Source organism: Rossellomorea orangium, from assembly GCF_019334305.1.
In the GTDB taxonomy this organism is placed as follows: Bacteria; Bacillota; Bacilli; order Bacillales; family Bacillaceae_B; genus Rossellomorea.
This window is the reverse complement of sequence record NZ_JAHWGH010000025.1, coordinates 1-16,918: the sequence shown is the minus strand read 5'-3', so window position 1 is coordinate 16,918 and position 16,918 is coordinate 1. Positions and strand designations below refer to the sequence as shown.

At 41.0% G+C, this 16,918-nt stretch carries 15 protein-coding genes; 9 read left to right on the top strand and 6 right to left on the bottom strand.

Going from position 1 to position 16,918, the window contains the following annotated elements; translation table 11 throughout:
- Positions 1 to 179: 179 nt before the first annotated feature.
- The gene (locus KYJ26_RS21210) at positions 180 to 311 is read right to left on the bottom strand and encodes a YuzL family protein (RefSeq protein WP_219169797.1); all 132 of its coding nucleotides are present in this window, start codon (positions 309 to 311) and stop codon (positions 180 to 182) included.
- Between the two features lie 144 nt (positions 312 to 455).
- On the opposite strand from KYJ26_RS21210, the gene KYJ26_RS21205 reads away from it, so the two are divergent.
- Genes KYJ26_RS21205 through KYJ26_RS21195 form a run of 3 tightly spaced genes read left to right on the top strand, consistent with a single transcriptional unit; the run spans position 456 to position 4,228 of the window.
- Positions 456 to 1,970 (top strand): spore germination protein, encoded by a 1,515-nt coding sequence (locus tag KYJ26_RS21205; protein WP_219169795.1) that lies wholly within the window; start codon positions 456 to 458, stop codon positions 1,968 to 1,970.
- Positions 1,971 to 1,982: 12 nt separating this feature from the next.
- Complete coding sequence (locus KYJ26_RS21200; RefSeq protein ID WP_219169794.1) at positions 1,983 to 3,095, top strand: GerAB/ArcD/ProY family transporter; 1,113 nt, start codon at positions 1,983 to 1,985, stop codon at positions 3,093 to 3,095.
- A complete protein-coding gene (locus tag KYJ26_RS21195; RefSeq protein ID WP_219169793.1) occupies positions 3,092 to 4,228 on the top strand; it encodes a Ger(x)C family spore germination protein in 1,137 nt (378 codons plus the stop codon). The genes KYJ26_RS21200 and KYJ26_RS21195 overlap by 4 nt, the downstream gene beginning before the upstream one ends.
- A gap of 42 nt (positions 4,229 to 4,270) precedes the next feature.
- Here the strand turns inward: KYJ26_RS21195 and KYJ26_RS21190 are convergent, their stop codons facing one another.
- Positions 4,271 to 4,621 carry a DUF1033 family protein gene (locus tag KYJ26_RS21190; RefSeq protein ID WP_219169791.1) on the bottom strand — a complete coding sequence of 117 codons (351 nt, stop codon included), beginning with the start codon at positions 4,619 to 4,621 and terminating at the stop codon, positions 4,271 to 4,273.
- A 165-nt stretch (positions 4,622 to 4,786) separates the two neighbouring features.
- On the opposite strand from KYJ26_RS21190, the gene KYJ26_RS21185 reads away from it, so the two are divergent.
- From KYJ26_RS21185 to yidC, 3 genes are all read left to right on the top strand, one after another.
- Complete coding sequence (locus KYJ26_RS21185) at positions 4,787 to 5,242, top strand: cupredoxin domain-containing protein (protein WP_219169789.1); 456 nt, start codon at positions 4,787 to 4,789, stop codon at positions 5,240 to 5,242.
- Between the two features lie 204 nt (positions 5,243 to 5,446).
- The gene (locus KYJ26_RS21180; RefSeq protein ID WP_219169788.1) at positions 5,447 to 5,728 is read left to right on the top strand and encodes a hypothetical protein; all 282 of its coding nucleotides are present in this window, start codon (positions 5,447 to 5,449) and stop codon (positions 5,726 to 5,728) included.
- A gap of 33 nt (positions 5,729 to 5,761) precedes the next feature.
- Positions 5,762 to 6,523: a membrane protein insertase YidC gene (gene yidC, locus KYJ26_RS21175; protein ID WP_219169787.1), complete on the top strand. Its 762-nt coding sequence runs from the start codon at positions 5,762 to 5,764 to the stop codon at positions 6,521 to 6,523.
- A 26-nt stretch (positions 6,524 to 6,549) separates the two neighbouring features.
- Here the strand turns inward: yidC and KYJ26_RS21170 are convergent, their stop codons facing one another.
- Positions 6,550 to 7,731 (bottom strand): D-alanyl-D-alanine carboxypeptidase family protein, encoded by a 1,182-nt coding sequence (locus KYJ26_RS21170; RefSeq protein ID WP_219169786.1) that lies wholly within the window; start codon positions 7,729 to 7,731, stop codon positions 6,550 to 6,552.
- A gap of 262 nt (positions 7,732 to 7,993) precedes the next feature.
- Here KYJ26_RS21170 and KYJ26_RS21165 point away from each other — a divergent pair, with 262 nt between their 5' ends.
- The 3 genes from KYJ26_RS21165 (at position 7,994) to KYJ26_RS21155 (ending at position 11,366) form a co-directional block, all read left to right on the top strand.
- On the top strand, positions 7,994 to 8,623 hold the full coding sequence (locus tag KYJ26_RS21165) for a 5-bromo-4-chloroindolyl phosphate hydrolysis family protein (protein WP_219169785.1): 630 nt from the start codon (positions 7,994 to 7,996) through the stop codon (positions 8,621 to 8,623).
- A 14-nt stretch (positions 8,624 to 8,637) separates the two neighbouring features.
- Positions 8,638 to 9,780 carry a toxic anion resistance protein gene (locus KYJ26_RS21160; protein ID WP_219169783.1) on the top strand — a complete coding sequence of 381 codons (1,143 nt, stop codon included), beginning with the start codon at positions 8,638 to 8,640 and terminating at the stop codon, positions 9,778 to 9,780.
- Positions 9,781 to 10,061: 281 nt separating this feature from the next.
- On the top strand, positions 10,062 to 11,366 hold the full coding sequence (locus tag KYJ26_RS21155; RefSeq protein ID WP_219169781.1) for an aldehyde dehydrogenase: 1,305 nt from the start codon (positions 10,062 to 10,064) through the stop codon (positions 11,364 to 11,366).
- A 117-nt stretch (positions 11,367 to 11,483) separates the two neighbouring features.
- Here KYJ26_RS21155 and KYJ26_RS21150 read toward each other — a convergent pair whose 3' ends face one another.
- The 3 genes from KYJ26_RS21150 to KYJ26_RS21140 form a co-directional block, all read right to left on the bottom strand.
- Entirely contained in the window at positions 11,484 to 13,058 is a 1,575-nt protein-coding gene (locus tag KYJ26_RS21150; protein ID WP_219169779.1) for a cation:proton antiporter, read from the bottom strand.
- 514 nt (positions 13,059 to 13,572) lie between these two features.
- Positions 13,573 to 15,492, bottom strand: a complete 1,920-nt coding sequence (locus KYJ26_RS21145) for a vWA domain-containing protein (RefSeq protein WP_219169777.1) — start codon at positions 15,490 to 15,492, stop codon at positions 13,573 to 13,575.
- Between the two features lie 10 nt (positions 15,493 to 15,502).
- The gene (locus KYJ26_RS21140) at positions 15,503 to 16,384 is read right to left on the bottom strand and encodes an ATP-binding protein (RefSeq protein ID WP_219169775.1); all 882 of its coding nucleotides are present in this window, start codon (positions 16,382 to 16,384) and stop codon (positions 15,503 to 15,505) included.
- Between the last annotated feature and the right edge of the window lie 534 nt (positions 16,385 to 16,918).

The window sequence follows — 16,918 nt, the reverse complement described above, 5'->3', positions numbered from 1 at the left end:
AGCTTTCTAACAGGAAAATATGATTGTGGTAATTTATGCTGCAGATAATATGTGGTCAATAATAGTTAATTAATCGGATTACATGCATCGATTATTTCCATTATACCATACTTGACACCATTTTAATATATCCACGCTGAAGTTAGATCATTATGTAAAGGTTCAGAAGAGAAAATGCTTTATTTTTTCTGTTTAGACCTTGAAGAAGATACTTTCACTCCACCCGGCATTTCCTTACTGGTCGTTCCCTGTCCTTCTACTTGAGAAGAACCCAGAGCCGCTTTTGATGCATCCTTTTTTCTATTGCTCATTTGATTCACCTCCTCTACTATCTTTCCCGGTATTCATCCATATTATGTACATTTGTTTATTAAATGAACGAGGCAACTCCATGAGTAAGAATCATATACATGGGAAATCTAATCATTAAATTAAGGTTTAGGGTGTTGAAATCAATGTTTAGACGAAGAAAAGTGGATAAGGACATAGAACAAGAATCCCCTCATAGCTTTGACATTGAGACTTTTCACAAAGAATTACTCTATTTAGTAAGCAATAGTGAAGATTTAGTCTTGAGGACCATCACAAATGGAGATCAATCAATCGCTGTGACATACTTTGACGACATGATCAATGCCACCTCCATGCAAGATAGCATTATTCGGCCACTTGAAGAAGCCGATGGAGAAGTAAATTATCAACAGATCAAAGATACAATCAATATCGCAAAACTCACAGTTACTAATTCCATCAATGATGTAGTCGATAATCTTGTCAACGGCACTGCCTATATTTTTAGAGAAGGAGATACGCACGGCATATTGGCGGATGTTGCGGATAAGGGTACACGTGCCTTGGAAAAAGCGGAAACGGAATCGCTTGTATTTGGCCCTAAAATTTCTTTCACAGAGTCTATAACGAAAAACTTGAATTTGATACGCTCCAACATTAATGATCCAAAACTATGTGTAGAAACATACACAATCGGGGCAAGAACAAAGAAAAAAGTTCAGATGGTGTACATAAAGGACATTGCAGAAGAAGAAAACGTCAATACGTTCAGACAACGTATCACCGAAATCGAAGTAGACAGCATTGTTGATTCAACGGTTCTCGCCCAGATGATAGAAGACAATTCCTTAACCTTTTTCCCACAATTTATTACAACTGAGCTCCCTGATCGATGTACCATTTCCCTCCTTCATGGGAAAATAGCCGTACTGGTTGACCGAAGCCCCACGGCAATTATCGGTCCGTCAACCTTTATGAATTTCTTTGAATCCACTGAAGATATTTACATGAGATGGAATATGGGAACGTTTCTTAGAATGATACGGTTTGTCGCTATCTTTTTTTCAATCCTTCTCACTCCTGCTTATGTAGCTGTTCTAACATACCACTATGAAGTGATCCCTTCTGCACTCCTGGTGTCCCTTGGTCAGTCACGGTCCAATGTCCCTTTTCCTCCTGTATTCGAGGCTTTGCTACTCGAATTCATCATTGAATTGTTAAGAGAGGCAGGAGCGCGGCTGCCGACCAAGGTCGGCCAGACCATGGGGATCGTAGGAGGTATTGTTATCGGACAGGCTTCTGTTCAAGCCGGGTTTACGAGTAATATCCTGATTATCATCATCGCCATTTCCGCCCTCGGCTCCTTTACAGCACCAAGCTATGCAATCGGAACAGCAGTAAGGATCATACGCTTCCCGATTATCGTGATGGCAGGATTATATGGTGGTGTCGGTATCATGTTCTGCTTTTGCTTTTTGCTGATTCATTTATTAAAAATCACAACTTTGGGACGGCCTTATTTATCACCAATCTATCCTTTTAGATTTTCCGACTTGAAGTATAGCCTATTCCGCCTGCCATACCAGTATCTAGTTAAGCGTCCCGTATCCAATCATCCGATGGACCAGATGCGCATTCCTCTGAAAAAAGCAAAACAGAAAAAAGACGTTGACGAGTAAAGGGGGTTATGTATGGAAATTAATGTGAATCCTAAAGAACGGCTCATGTTTAACGCATTTCTGATGATGTTTGTTTTACATACCGCCCAGACCGGAGTAGGAATCGCAGGTTTACCGAGAGTTATCTTTATGGAAGCTAATAAAGATGCATGGATTTCGGTCATTCTAGCCGGAATTCTCGTGAGCATCGTGTTGTTTCTGATGATTAAAATACTTGAAACCTATGAAAGCGCAGACTTATATGGAATTCACATGGACCTATACGGAAATTGGATCAGTAAGGTGTTTAATATCCTTTATATCGGATTTTATCTGAGCGTCACCTACGTAATCCTGATGAATTATATAGAAATGGTCCAAGCATGGATCTTTCCGAAGATGCCGACTTGGCTTTTGATGGGGTTGTTACTATTTTTATTGGTTTACGGTGTTATGGGAGGCATACGAGTGGTGGTTGGAATTGCATTTTTAGGGCTAATCCTTGCTTTCTGGCTTCTGTTCATGATTTATACTCCGATTAAATTCATGGATTACAATCATCTACAACCCGTTCTGACGTCTTCTCCCAAAGAACTTCTCATGGGAGTTTATAAATCAAGCTTCACCATCATCGGATTTGACTTGGTATTATTTCTCTACCCATACGTGAAAGAAAAAAAGAAGGTATTGAAATATGCCCTTATCGGGACTGGTTACTCTACTTTTCTCTTTACTCTTGTTACGGTTGTCTGTATTGGTTTCTTCTCTGAAGATGCATTACTAAAAACAATTTGGCCGGTTCTCTCCATGTTTAAGATTTTAAGAATCCCCAACCTTGAGCGGTTCGAATTTATTGCCGTCTCGTTTTGGATGATGGTCATCTTGCCTAACATCTGCCTATATTTTTGGGTAGCTTCGAGGGGTATGAAGAGAGTGTTTCGGTTTTCTCAGAAGAAAGCCATTTACCTTTTCGCTATCCTGCTCTGGGTTTTTTCTCTGTTTGTAAAGGACCGAATGACCATGAATACGATTACCGATAAGGTTGGTTCTGCAAGCTTTATCCTTACATTTGTGTATCCAAGTTTTTTATTTGTTTTGATAAAACTAAAATACTTAGGTAAAAAGAAAAAGGGAGTGGGCATATGACCAGGAAGACTATGCTTCTGTTCGCATGTGCTACCTTTTTATTAAGCGGTTGTGTAGAAACAAAATATCTAGAAAAACTAGGATTGATAACTGCAGTGGGGTATGATCAGGACGAAGATGAGAGTATAAACGGCACATTGGTGCTATACCAATTCAATCCTGCCATGGAGGATGTTGAAAAAGTATTGAAGAGCACATCGAAGACCAGTAAAGGCATTCGATTATCTCAAAATTTGGAAACAGATCATAAGTTGGTCTCCGGGCAGTTGCGGATAGCCATTTACGGTAGGGAGCTCGCAAGTAGAGGGATTGCTCACTTAGTGGATACGCTTGAACGAGACTCATCCATCGGTAATATGGTGTATTTATCCATTGCAGATACGTCAGCTGAAGAAATCTTAACCTATCAAATGGAAGAGACTCCTTCTAACAGGGGTACTTATTTATACAATTTAGTTAGACAGAATGTGGAAGCAGAGATGCTTGTCTCCCCCACCCTGCAAGAATTCATCACCGATTACGGTAGCGTCGGTAAAGACCCCATCCTCCCTCTTTTATCTGCAAAGGATGGTAAAGTGGGAATATCGGGCATGGCACTCTTTACAAGGGATAGATTTATTAAGGAGATTAAAAAGGATAAAATCTTTTTTATTCGCTCTCTTATCGAGGACTACGATTTAGGCAGCGTCGAAGTGGAATTGCCCATTGGACAATTTGAACCTTTTTTAACGGATCTTCATCTTGGCCAAGAAAATGATAAAGTCTATATCATGATTGACAGCATTAAATCATCCCACAAAGTGACAGCGAAAGAAACGGATAAACCTTCTTTCACCATCAATTTAAACATTCAATCACGCTTACTGGAAATGTCTGAGGAAATGAAATTATCGGAGCCGAAAGCATTGCATTTACTTGAAAGAGAGATTGGGTCATATATAGAGAAGAACATTAAAGACATGGTCCTGATGCTTCAGAAAGAGGGCACGGATCCGATTGGTTTTGGAATGGAGTACAGAAGCATCCGCGGACATCAGGATATTTCACGGGAAGAGTGGGATAAGCTATATAAAGAGGCTACATTTGAAGTGAAAGTGCATAATAATATCATCCGCACGGGTGTCATTGATTAACAACTGAAGTAGGCCTTTCCAACGGGTGGATAGGCCTATTTCTCATGCATATTCAATATGTTCGTTGATTTCAAAAATGATTGAATCATCCTTTATATCCATCGGCTGACCATTTTCAAATATGACCAGTCCGTAATAAACCTGCAGATCATCATCGCAGGCTTCGCAAAAATCAACCTCATCAGGATTCCAAAATGCTATGGAGTGAAATTTCTTTGTCTTTGACTTTGGTAGTTTTTCACTCAGTCGTTTCATTTCCTTGAGAAATGCAGCAACTGCTTCGTTCCTGTTATCAAACGTCGATTCTTCTACTATATCCAATTCCCAGCCTTCAAAAAACCACCATGGCTCTGCATCACTTTTGGTTGTAATCACTCTCCATGTATTATCCAATGCTTCACCCTCCTTGCTTCCTTGACCAAATTGTACAAAAAAAACAGTCGAAAGAAAAATATTTAAATTACCCCTCTAATAAATTATTGACAAGTTCACTGTGGTACAAGCATAGGTTTAATAGAAAAGGGCTTTAGTGAACCGAATATACAAGGGGGAAAACAAATGAGTTTCATAGTATTAAAAAAAGGGTCCATTATTGCGATTCTGGTAACGATATTGGTCATAACAGTCGGTACGATTTGGTCATTATCTTCTAAAAACTCCTATCCGACGGTGTCCTTATCGGAGAAAAATGGGGAAAAACAAGTCATTCAGTTAGTAACAGGCGAATTCAAGTCTCAAACGGCAGATGGTAAAGAACTCGAAGCATACCGCTGGGACCCAGGTACCATCGTAGTGGAAAAAGGAAACGAGGTTGAACTCCGCATCTTTGGTGTCAACGGTACTGAACACCCTTTCTACATTGAAGGGACAGATGTTACAGGTACTGTAAGAAAAGGAAAGGAAACAGTCATCAATGTCACCTTTTCAAAAGAAGGAACGTACAGACTTATTTGCGAAACACATGAAACCATTCAGAATAATGGTCCTATGATCGCCTATATCGTTGTTGATTAAACCGTTCAACCCCAGAATAAAAGATCTCCCTGAGTGGTGTACTGCCATCTGGAGATCTTTTTTTTCGTAACTCAATTGATGAAACCTTTTGTTCACAGAATCGTATTAACAATTACCATAGATTCTATCCATGATTAGCAGTATACTTTATATGTGATAATAACAACTCGTCTACAACTAGAATAGTAAAAGGAGTCTTCTCCATTGACATTCATTATTGTACAAGACTTATTGGATTTTTACTTAAGTCCTTTGCACTTTAGTATCGTATTTTTATTTATATTGGCATTGATATGGGATCGGTGTCCGTCTCCCTTTCATCTCTACACGCAATATTATGACAAAAGACTTGAAGGTACCAATCTGATCATCAAACAGGTTGCCCAACATGAAATCAAGCCTATAAGGGTTTGGTTTACGACCTGTATGAAATTTCAGTTCTATCATACTGATAATGATGAAGAATCCTCTACTGTATATCTCTAACGAATATGCACCTATACAGAGGAGGAAACTACATTGAAAAAAATTTCATTCATTTTCATTTTACTATCGTTTACACTTACAGGATGCCAAAGCGCAACTACTGATGGGGCTTTCTTTCATGATTATCTGGTGAATCCATTTTCATTTCTCATTCATGAAATCGGTACTTTCTTAGGTGGTAATTTTGGAGTGGCCATCATTGTGATTACACTTCTTATTCGTCTGATCCTTTTACCTTTTATGCTTAAAACATACAAAAACCAACAAGATATGAAAGGAAAAATGGCATTAATCAAGCCCGAGATGACCGCTATTCAAAAAAAGATCAAAGAAACGAAAGACAAAGATGAGCAGAAAAAGCTTCAGCAGGAATTGATGATGCTTTACCAAAAAAATGGAGTAAACCCTCTCAACATGGGATGTCTGCCGTTGTTAATCCAGACACCGATCTTGATTGGTTTATATTACGCGATCCGATCTTCTTCAGAAATTGCCAGTCACTCCTTCTTATGGTTCAATCTGGGGCAGCCGGACCATGTGATGGCCATCATTGCTGGATTGGTTTACTTGGCTCAATCGCGTGTCTCGTTAATGAACATCCCTGCAGAACAGCAGGCTCAGATGAAAATCATGGGACTGCTTTCACCAGTCATGATCTTTATCTTTTCACTGAACGCGCCAGCAGCCCTCCCTCTCTACTGGACTGTCGGCGGTGCATTCCTCATTCTTCAGACAGTGATGGGAAAAATGCTTTATCAACCCCATCCAACGATTGAAAAACAGGAAAGTCAATAAAAAAGGGAGCCCCCGGGCTCCCTTTTTTATGATGAATGATAGGAATTCTTTCGAAATAATGACACTCCTGCTATGACGAGAAGGGCCATGTATATGATCAAAGGATAGAAAAGGAGCTGTTGACTCATTTGCTTACCAAAGAAGTGCCCCTTATCTTCACTTGAAGCGACTGCTTCTGAATGGACAATGTGGGTTTCCTTGACACGTGTTAACATGGTAGTTTGTATTTTTTGAGAGTCCTCGTTGTACAGGGTCAATTCACCATCAGGTTCAAGTTTCTGTGTCACACCACTGCTCACAGACTGGGTAAATGGAATGTCCCTGTCCAATGTGTAGGAAGTACCGTTCAATTGAAAGACGGTTTCCTTTGGAATAGTATTCCTTTCAAACTGGGTAAGCCCATAATCCAGCAGTTTCTTTGTATCAGAGTAGATGGCTCTTTTTGACTGAGCTTTTAACGCAACGACTACAATCGATAACTTCTCATTTTCAGCGGATGTCACAAGAGTGTGCCTGGATTCATTAATAAAACCATTTTTACCGCCGGTCACTTCTGGATATGGAATCTCACCTTTTACCATCTTGTGGTGATTGTAAAGCGTCGTATTCCACCCTTCTGACTTCCAATCAACGGAATCGATATCAAATAACACTCGAAATTGTTCATTCTTCAATGCATAGGTCGTAATCTTTGCCATATCATTAGCAGTTGTATAGTGATTTTCCCCATAAAGTCCATGAGGATTTTCGAAGTGGGTATCTTTTACCCCCACTTCCTTTTCAAGGAACCTATTCAATTGGTCAACAAAGTGTTTGACTGAACCTTCTGTATGCTCAGCGATGGCAACCGCCGCATCATTACCGGAGTTCACCATCAGACCTTGCAGAAGTTGTTCCAGGGATAGCGTCTCACCGGCTGTTAAATATACAGTGGAACCCTCAATATCACTGGCTTTTTTACTTATTTTCACCTGGTCATTAAGATTGGCATGCTCGATCGCGTAAATCGCCGTGGCAATTTTCGTGATGCTCGCAGGGTTCATCCGCTTATCACCATTTTTAGAATACAGGACACTTCCGGTTTTTGAATCTATCACAATAGCCGAATCGCTATATAAATTTCTGGGCTTGTTCACATTATTTTGTTGAGCTGATACACTTGGAGTCATAAAGAAAAATAAGATCAGCACAATCAATCGTTTTTTCATATATCCACACACCTGTCTTGTCAATGTACTCACTTGACCATTCTACCAAAAAAGGATTTCAGATAATCATTCAACTGAAAATTGTTAAGAAATTGAAAGAATGATGTCAATTCCTTGCACAAATGCCCGATTTTTCTTTTATTACCTCTTCATGATTTCCATTTTTCCGCTTTTTACAATAAAATGATAGTATAGATATTTTGAAACCTTTATCACCGTCAATCGTATGTATGGTAAGCATCTTTATTAAGGGGTAGATGAAATGAACACATTTCTTCAGTTTTTATTAAGAACGGTCCTCTCTTTCAGTATAGGAATCAGCAGCTTTATCGCTTTTCTGCTCCTGTTTGATCTGGGATTTGCTCTTACTCTCTTATCAGGCATCGGAACAGGGGCATTCATATTCATCGTTGTAAAGGCCCTACAGAAAAAGTGGTGGTTGAACAAAAACGGCCTTTCCTCAAAGGAATTTCGATATATTAACAGAAACTTAAAGGAAGCAAAAGAAAAGGTTAAAAGACTACAAAAACAGCAACTAAAGGTTCGATCCCTCGGCGCCTTTAAGCAAATACTGGAAATTAACAGGATAAGCAGGCGAATATACCAGCTTGTAAAAAAAGAACCTAAAAGGTTCTTTTCAGCTGAGTCTTTTTTCTTCTACCATTTGGATTCTGTGGTGGAAATTACTGAAAAGTATACATTCCTTTCTTCTCAACCCGGCAAAAATAAAGAAACGTTTCTTTCACTCCAACAAACCCGCACCACCCTGGATGACTTGACGGGTTCTTTGGAAAAGGACCTTCAAAAGGTGTTGGCAGAAGATATGGATCACCTGCAATTTGAATTGAATTTCGCTAATCAGCACTTATCACATACTAAAGATCACAAATAATGTTCGGAGGTTTTATGATGGAGCAACGAAACGAACAATCAGAACTGGATTTATTGCTTTCAAACCCTTTCGGCGAGGAATTGCCTGCTACTAATGAACAAACCAAATCGCCGCTATTGCTAAACCGTTTGCCAAAAGAGCAGCAGGAAAAGGCGAAACAACTGGCTGCTCAGATTGACTATAAAGATTATGAAGCCATATTGAAATACGGAACAGCGGCCCAGTCACAGCTCTCTACCTTTTCTCATTCTATGCTGGATCATGTCCAAAAACGTGATATCGGACCGATAGGAGACGTACTAAGTGACTTAATGAAAAAACTCGAGCAGATGAATCCTGATGAGCTGAATGCCAAGCAAAAGGGCGTTTTCAAAAAACTATTCCGCAAAGTGTCCTCATCCCTTCAGGAAGTTCTGTCTAAATACCAGAAGATTGGCTCCCAGATTGACCGTATATCCGTGAGACTGGAGCACTCAAAAAAGACCCTGCTTGATGATAACCGATTATTGGAAACGTTATATGAAAAAAACAAGGACTATTTCCAGGCTCTCAATATGTACATTGCAGCTGCTGAAATCAAAAGGGAAGAAATCAGTCAAACCCTTCTCCCTTCTCTAAGGAGGAAAGCTGAAGAGACCGATGATGAGCTGATCTATCAGGAAGTCAATGATACGATGCAGTTCCTAGATCGCTTGGATAAGCGCATCCATGATTTGAAGTTAAGCAGGCAGATGACGATCCAGTCAGCGCCTCAGATCAGATTGATTCAAAATACAAATCAAGCATTGGCCGAAAAAATTCAAGCTTCTGTCCTGACAGCGATCCCTCTCTGGAAGAATCAGATTGCCATTGCCCTTACACTGCTGAACCAACAGAAGGCAGTTGCCGCTCAAAAGCAGGTTTCCCGCACGACCAATGAGCTGCTATTGAAGAATTCTGAGATGCTAAAAACGAACAGTATCGAAACCGCCAAAGAAAACGAACGTGGAATCATCGATATCGACACCCTGAAAAAAACCCAGGAAAACCTCATCACGACCATTGAAGAAACATTGGCCATACAGGCAGAAGGCAGACAAAAGCGACAGCAGGCCGAACAGGAAATGGTCACAATGGAGAATGACCTGAAGCAAAAACTTATCGAGATTAGAAAATAAAATTTATAATTTCTCCGGCCATTCCCGCTCTTTGCGTGGGAATGGCCGTTTTTTTTTTTTGCTTACAGCATCTGGCTTTCTTCTGCAGTGTTTTAAATGTAAAACAGATGTCTTGCATATCCCAAATGGTTATATTATGCTCTTCACATGCAAATAATTGATACCTCAATAAATTGCACGCAATTATTTTAAAAACCAGAAATATATACCTGTTTATATGGATTTAAAATCAAGTAAAGCATGATTATCCACGCAATTCTTTAAAAGAGGAGTTTTATTCAATGGAAAATTATCAGTTACTATTAGATAAACAACATTCTTTCTTTCATAAAGGACATACAAAGGAAATTGATTACCGAATTGAAACATTAATAAAATTAAAGGAACTTATAATGTCAAGTGAACAGGATATTATCAAAGCGGTATACGAAGATTTAAACAAACCAGAAATTGAAGCCAAACGGGCAGAAATTGGCCTTGTACTGGGTGAGATCGACTTTACCATAGAAAATCTTGCTGGATGGGCGGCACCGAAGGAAGTTAATACACCTTCTACACACGAAGGTGCAAAGAGCTTCATTTATTCCGAGCCACTTGGTTCGGTATTGGTGATTGCCCCATGGAATTATCCATTCCAACTTGCTGTTGCCCCCCTTGTCGGAGCCATTGCAGCGGGTAATACAGCGGTATTGAAACCATCTGAATTGACACCACATACCTCCCGACTGCTCGCGAACATAATCAATGAACATTTCCCGGAAGAGTACCTCCACGTGGTTGAAGGTGAAGTGGAAACCAGTACCGCATTGCTCAGGGAGAATTTCGATTATATCTTCTTCACTGGCAGCACGGGTGTCGGGAAGATCGTTGCTGAAGCTGCAGCCAAGAATCTGACACCGGTTACGCTTGAACTTGGAGGCAAAAGCCCAACAATTGTCCACTCTGATGCGAACCTGGATGAAGCGGCCAAACGCATCGCAAGGGGTAAATTCGCAAATGCCGGACAAACATGTGTCGCTCCTGATTATGTACTTGTTCATCGCGATGTGAAGGAAGAACTTTTGACAAAAATGAAAGAAGCCATCAAAGCGAGCTACGGAGAGGACATTATTCAAAACCCTAACTATGGGCACATAGTAAGTGAAAGACACTTTGACCGCTTAATTGACTTCTTAGATAATGGCGAGCTTGTGACAGGTGGTGAATCTGACCGTAGCAACCTCGTAATCGAGCCAACGATTCTAGATGAAATTTCTTGGGATGACCCTATCATGCAGGATGAAATCTTTGGACCCATCCTTCCTGTCATAGAGTATGATGAAACATCCAAAGCAATTGAAGCGATTGTGAAGCGACCCAAACCATTGGCACTGTATCTCTTCTCTGAAGATCAACGCTTGCAGGATGAAGTATTGACGAAGGTATCGTTCGGAGGCGGCGCTATCAATGATACAATCAATCACATGACCTCACACTACCTTCCATTCGGAGGTGTTGGTGATAGCGGCATGGGGGCTTATCATGGGAAAGCCAGCTTCGTTACGTTCTCACATTTCAAGAGTATATTGAAACGTTCGAATGATTAACTTGTAAATCATTCGACAAAGCTGATCTTTAATTTTTCATACAGATGAAATAGCCCAAAACACGTAGCCTGTTTTTCAGGCTACGTGTTTTGGATCTATGAACAAGTCATACTTTCACTATTTCTCCTCATTATGGACGATACTGTCTGTAATGCTGTCATATTCCTTCTCCGCAATGGTACTGCTGATGATTTCTTCTTTCTCGAGCTTGGCAATTGCCTCGTATTCTGCATACAGAGCATGTTTTTTCAGAGTGGAGAGCTGGTCTTGTTTAAGGACAGGGTTACGCTCAAATAAGTCATCCATTTGTGCTTTGAGCATATCGATTCTTTTCTGATACGTGTCAATGAGTTCAGTCGAGATCGGATCTGTGATATACAGTTTCTGTTTCACGCGATGAATCTCTGTAATCGCTGTTTCATACCTGTGCAACTGGCTGAGTAATTTTTCAAATTCCTCATGACCTTCCTCTTTGGGCTTAATACCCAATACATTGATCAATGGCTTGATGGTCAGTCCCTGTACTACCAGACTGAATAATACAACACTGAAGCCGAGGATCAACACGTCTTCACGGCCGGGAAAATCCCGGGGTAAGCTTAGGACCAATGCAATCGAGAGTGAACCCTTTAATCCACCCCAATTCAGGATGTGTTTCCACATATGCGGAAAGTTCCCGATAAGGGATAAGCTTGTATAGACGGCTATGCTTCGTGCAACCAATACGACAAGTATGGCTGCGAATATGTACGGCCACTTCTCAAGGAGGTCGATCCTTGTGATCTCGAGGCCGACCATCAAGAAAACCAAAGAATTGGCTAGTAAGGCTGCAACATCCCAAAAACTATTAATATTCAACTTGGTAGTCGGACTCATCCCTATTTTCCCGCCGAAATTCCCAAAGATCAATGCTGATATGACCACTGCAATGACCCCGGAAGCATGAACACTTTCTGCCAATAGAAAGGATCCATAAAAGAGGATGACACTGAAAATGATCTCAAGGGGATAATCGTCGTAATACTTTGTCAATATCGAGAAGGCATAACCTAATGAACCGCCGATGATGACACCTAATGACACCACCCTGATAAATTCCCAAATACCACTCCCAAGTCCTGCCCAACCCGCATCGATATAGGAAACAAGATAAAAGGCAGAGATATTGAATAATACAACGGCCAAACCGTCATTGAATAAGCTCTCTCCTTCAATGACAACCGCTAAACGTTTCTTCACACCGACACTCTTGAATATGCTCAACACACTGACAGGGTCTGTTGCACTCATCAACGCTCCGAAAACAAAGGCGGCTGGGATGGGGAAATCAAAGAAATAGTAAGCTGAAAAACCAATGATCAGAAATGAGATCAACGTGCCTCCAAATGCAAGGGCGATGATCGGCTCTTTATTAGCCCTGAGATGGGAATAAGGGAGTTTCAGAGCGGCTTCTCCTAAAAGTGCCGGTAAAAATAGTGTAATGATGACAAAATTAAACACTTCACCTTCCGTAATGAAATCTTTAAGTGGTTCCAATACAGGTATATTAAATAATCCAATCAGGGCTCCTACGATGACGAGAGCAATCGGATAAGGCTGCTTGAATTTCTTGGCAATCGCAGTGATTCCGGCTGCTAACATCACTAACATAAGACCCAGTTCAAAAATATGGTGCATATCCAATTCATGCATACTCGTCGCTTCCTCCTTTGTTTCATATCCTTTTCCCTATTATTTCATTATTCTAACTTCCCCTAGTCTCCTAATAGACACACCCGTCCATCCCACTTTATTAAGATAACCAAAAAAGAATGACCTTATTTTTACCCTAAGGCCATTCTTCTTTAGTATACAGATTTTTCCTCAGTGAATAAAATCCTAAACACTTTAGTAACCCTTTCGAAACCAAGAGGAGAGATGTCGTTTCATTATGGGTGACTTCTGTTTCCACCCCTCTCGATTCAATTGTCGGTTCCTACGGTGATATTCTTGTATGGTTACATGGTATTCATCCGTATTGAGCATGATCCCCATCCCCTTTTCACTTATTACATTCAGTTTATTAGAATAACTGATCATTTGAATGAGAAGCAGGATTGATTTCATTTCATACTGAAGACCGAAATCCGTTCATCCTCAAACCATCGGACCACTTCAACAACATGAATCAAAAAAAGACGACTGCGCTTCGCAGTCGTCTTTGAATCTATATACTTTTGTAAAGCAATTTTCGAAGCAAAGGGAATAATACTTCGGGTAGTTCCTCCACATCGGACACGAGTATGCTGTAATTACCATAAATATTTTGAATGGTTCTTCTTTGGGCTTCATCAATCTCACCGTTAGCTAAGAAGACATTGATGACTTCTATCCCCTGTTTTCTTGCATCCAATACTGCCTCATGAGTATCGACAATCCCATTCTGTTCGTACTCCATAGCTGCAGGCTCACCATCAGAGAAAACCAGCAGGAATTTCTGCTTTTCATTTCGAAGCAGGATTCTTTCAGTCATTAAACGGATGGCCAATCCGTCACGATTATCCTCCTCCGGCTGAAGCTGCATGATCTCTGAACCACTGCCTGGCTTTAAGGAAGAATAAAAATCCAACACAGGGTTCAAATAATTGGGCTGACTGGTTTTAGTTGCACGATTGGTATCTTCCCAAAAACCGACCACTTCATGTGGGACGCGAACAGATTTTAAAGATTCATGAAACAAGGTAATTCCGAGCTTGGTTTGATCCATTTTATCGAACATGGACCCTGAACAATCAACGAGCAGAGAAAACACTGCATCTATTTCGGAAGAAGGATTTTGCTTTTTATAAAAAAGTCTTGGGCTATCATCTGTGAAGAACCTCAATAGCTTCTTGTTGAGTCTTCCAAAATGTAAATCGCTGCGGGGCTGAATCCGCTTATGTTCCAGTGTCTTCTCGATCATTTTTTGTAATTTTCTTTGATAAGGAGCAATCAGCCCTTTATTGTACTGATATGTTTGCCTTTCTTCTGGAGAAGGCACAGTGGGAGTGATGAAGTGTGGGACAGCAAAGCGATTTTCTCTGCCGTAGTCACCATTACCACCCAGAGCCTCCTCCTTCTCCTGCTCTTGTGCCTTCACATTATGATACTGCTCTCTCTCCGTCTCCTGGGCAGATCCCTGCACCATGGCTAATGCCTGGTCGCCATCATCCCCTTCACGGACCCCTTCCCCCATGAGGTCCGATTGTGATCCTTGATCTAAATCGAATTGCAGGAATGATTCCCCCTTATCACTGGTTTCCCTGTGCCACGTACGGAATTCTTCGTCCATCACTTCTTCTTCCCCTGTGCTGTCTTCCTCCAGCACATCCTGATTCTGAAGGGGGTCCTTCCTTTTCATGTCCTCAAAAGTCTCATTCAACGGACCTTCTGCATCATAGACGTCTTCTGGTAAATGGAAGTACTCGTTCAACATATCCTTTCGAACGATTTCATCCACTACCTCTACAATTTCAAGGGCTATCCTCACAACATCCCTGGTTGAAACTGTCTCAAAGAATCGGGTGATTTGACCGTGAATAAACGGCATGGCAAGATCAATTTCTTCGTTTATCTCCACAGGTTGTTCCAAAGGAGTTTGAGCATGTAGAAGAAGGAAGATGGAATTGAACAAAGCATCTGTAAATACACTCTTCGTCAAATTCACTTTAAGTTGGGCTTCGAAATGCTGACGATATAATTTTCGTCTCGTCTCAAAGGGTTTTTTCGTCCCTGGGCGTTTGGATTTACAAATTTCCTCCAATCTTATTTCTTCTCCGATGACAAACAATTGCTTGGCGAAACGTGGAACGGAAGTGGATTTTATTTTCTCGATGTATTTCCTTACATCTTCATTTTCGGTCTCGTATAGATTACCAATCGTTCTTAAGTAGATATCACTTTTCAACCCATGTACTTCTTCATCTCTTTTACGATGATCCCAGAAATGACTGACATAGACCGTTTCCTCTTTAAGATCCAAATAGGAGAATGGACCGTACTTTAAGTTCATATCCGCATTTTTTGAAAGTGTTTTCGTGAGATCAGCCATTTCCATTACTAAAAAAGAATCGATGTTTTCATCGTTGAATTGTATGAATCGATGCATTATGAATCCCTCATTCAAAAATTGTTTCCGCTATATTGAGAATCGCCGCTTTTTCACGTTCATCTTCAAGCTTATCAACGATTCCCCTCTGTATCGCACGCTTGGCGGGAAGGTACAGAGCCAAATCACATGCGTCCAGAAGAGCGCGTATGGAGGCCGATTCTTCTGAAATCTGGCCGTTTTTCACTTGAATCAATAGATCGGATGACAAACTTACGAATTGGCTGATGAGCTTAGTGTCCGTCAGTTTGCTCTGATTTTCAATGACGCTCTTTAACGTCTCCCCTTCAATATAAGGTACATCAATAACGACAAAACGGTTTTTGAGTGCCTCATTTAAAGGAACCGTGCCGACATATCCTTCGTTTATGGCCGCTACGACACCGAATGACGGTGCAGCTTTGATCACTTCTCCTGTAAATGGATTTGTTATACTTCTTCTGTAGTCCAGTACGCCATTTAGAATCGGCAATGTTTCGGGTTTGGCCATATTGATTTCATCGATATAGAGCAAATGACCATTTTTCATGGCTGAAATCACTGGGCCTTCAATAAACTCTATGGTGCTCTTCCCGTCTTTTTCACTTATTGTTTTATAACCGAGTAATGCTTCAGCATCTAAATCGACCGAACAGTTTATGCTGTGCATCGGTTGAGAGAATATAGATGATAATGTATCTGAGAGCTTCGTTTTACCGGATCCCGTGGGTCCTTTAAGGAGAAGGTTTTTTCCAAGGGAAAGCGCGATGATGCTGTCTTCGATGATATACTGTTCACTCGCCGTATAACCACCTTCACCGATTAAAGAGGGGTGGTCTGTAGATGCGAATGCTTGTTTTCTTTGATTGATCGTATGAGTGACCGTTTCCGGTAAGCTTATATCTTGATTCATCATTTGACATCCTTTCGATTTCACATACTAGTCATTCTACATGGTATAGCGCTTCCACTGCAAAGGGTCTGCCCAAATTTGTCCTATCTTGAGTGAATCTACATTGTTTATTTAATAAAAAAAGGCTGTTTTCGTAAACATTGTTGCTTTGGGATGTAGCGAGTGCTGGTTGATTTCCGCTCCAGGTGCTCGCTTTCCGCGGGGCTGGCGGTGAGCCTCCTCGGCTACGCCTGCGGGGTCTCACCTGTCCAGCGTTTCCCGCAGGAGTCGAGCACCTTCCGCTCCAATCAACTGACGAAAAGTTTGACTATCACAAAGGAAATATGGAGATTGCATATGCCATTGCTTTTTCATTCGTTGCGTGACTGTCCTTTACTCTTTTTAATCTGATGGTCACATACCATTTTGCTCTGTCAACTACTTACTACGTAAGAGCGTGAAGGGAACTGCGTAGACTCCTACGGAAAACGGGCGTGCCGAGACCCCGGAAGCGGTTTTTGCTGAGGAGGCTCGGCCGAACGTCCGTGGAAAGCG

What these genes read in the sequence shown, in the direction of transcription:
- KYJ26_RS21210 (WP_219169797.1), bottom strand. Translation starts at nt 311, where the DNA reads ATGAGCAATAGAAAAAAGGATGCATCAAAAGCGGCTCTGGGTTCTTCT.
- KYJ26_RS21205 (WP_219169795.1), top strand. Translation starts at nt 456, where the DNA reads ATGTTTAGACGAAGAAAAGTGGATAAGGACATAGAACAAGAATCCCCT.
- KYJ26_RS21200 (WP_219169794.1), top strand. Translation starts at nt 1,983, where the DNA reads ATGGAAATTAATGTGAATCCTAAAGAACGGCTCATGTTTAACGCATTT.
- KYJ26_RS21195 (WP_219169793.1), top strand. Translation starts at nt 3,092, where the DNA reads ATGACCAGGAAGACTATGCTTCTGTTCGCATGTGCTACCTTTTTATTA.
- KYJ26_RS21185 (WP_219169789.1), top strand. Translation starts at nt 4,787, where the DNA reads ATGAGTTTCATAGTATTAAAAAAAGGGTCCATTATTGCGATTCTGGTA.
- KYJ26_RS21170 (WP_219169786.1), bottom strand. Translation starts at nt 7,731, where the DNA reads ATGAAAAAACGATTGATTGTGCTGATCTTATTTTTCTTTATGACTCCA.
- KYJ26_RS21165 (WP_219169785.1), top strand. Translation starts at nt 7,994, where the DNA reads ATGAACACATTTCTTCAGTTTTTATTAAGAACGGTCCTCTCTTTCAGT.
- KYJ26_RS21160 (WP_219169783.1), top strand. Translation starts at nt 8,638, where the DNA reads ATGATGGAGCAACGAAACGAACAATCAGAACTGGATTTATTGCTTTCA.
- KYJ26_RS21155 (WP_219169781.1), top strand. Translation starts at nt 10,062, where the DNA reads ATGGAAAATTATCAGTTACTATTAGATAAACAACATTCTTTCTTTCAT.
- KYJ26_RS21150 (WP_219169779.1), bottom strand. Translation starts at nt 13,058, where the DNA reads ATGCATGAATTGGATATGCACCATATTTTTGAACTGGGTCTTATGTTA.
- KYJ26_RS21145 (WP_219169777.1), bottom strand. Translation starts at nt 15,492, where the DNA reads ATGCATCGATTCATACAATTCAACGATGAAAACATCGATTCTTTTTTA.
- KYJ26_RS21140 (WP_219169775.1), bottom strand. Translation starts at nt 16,384, where the DNA reads ATGAATCAAGATATAAGCTTACCGGAAACGGTCACTCATACGATCAAT.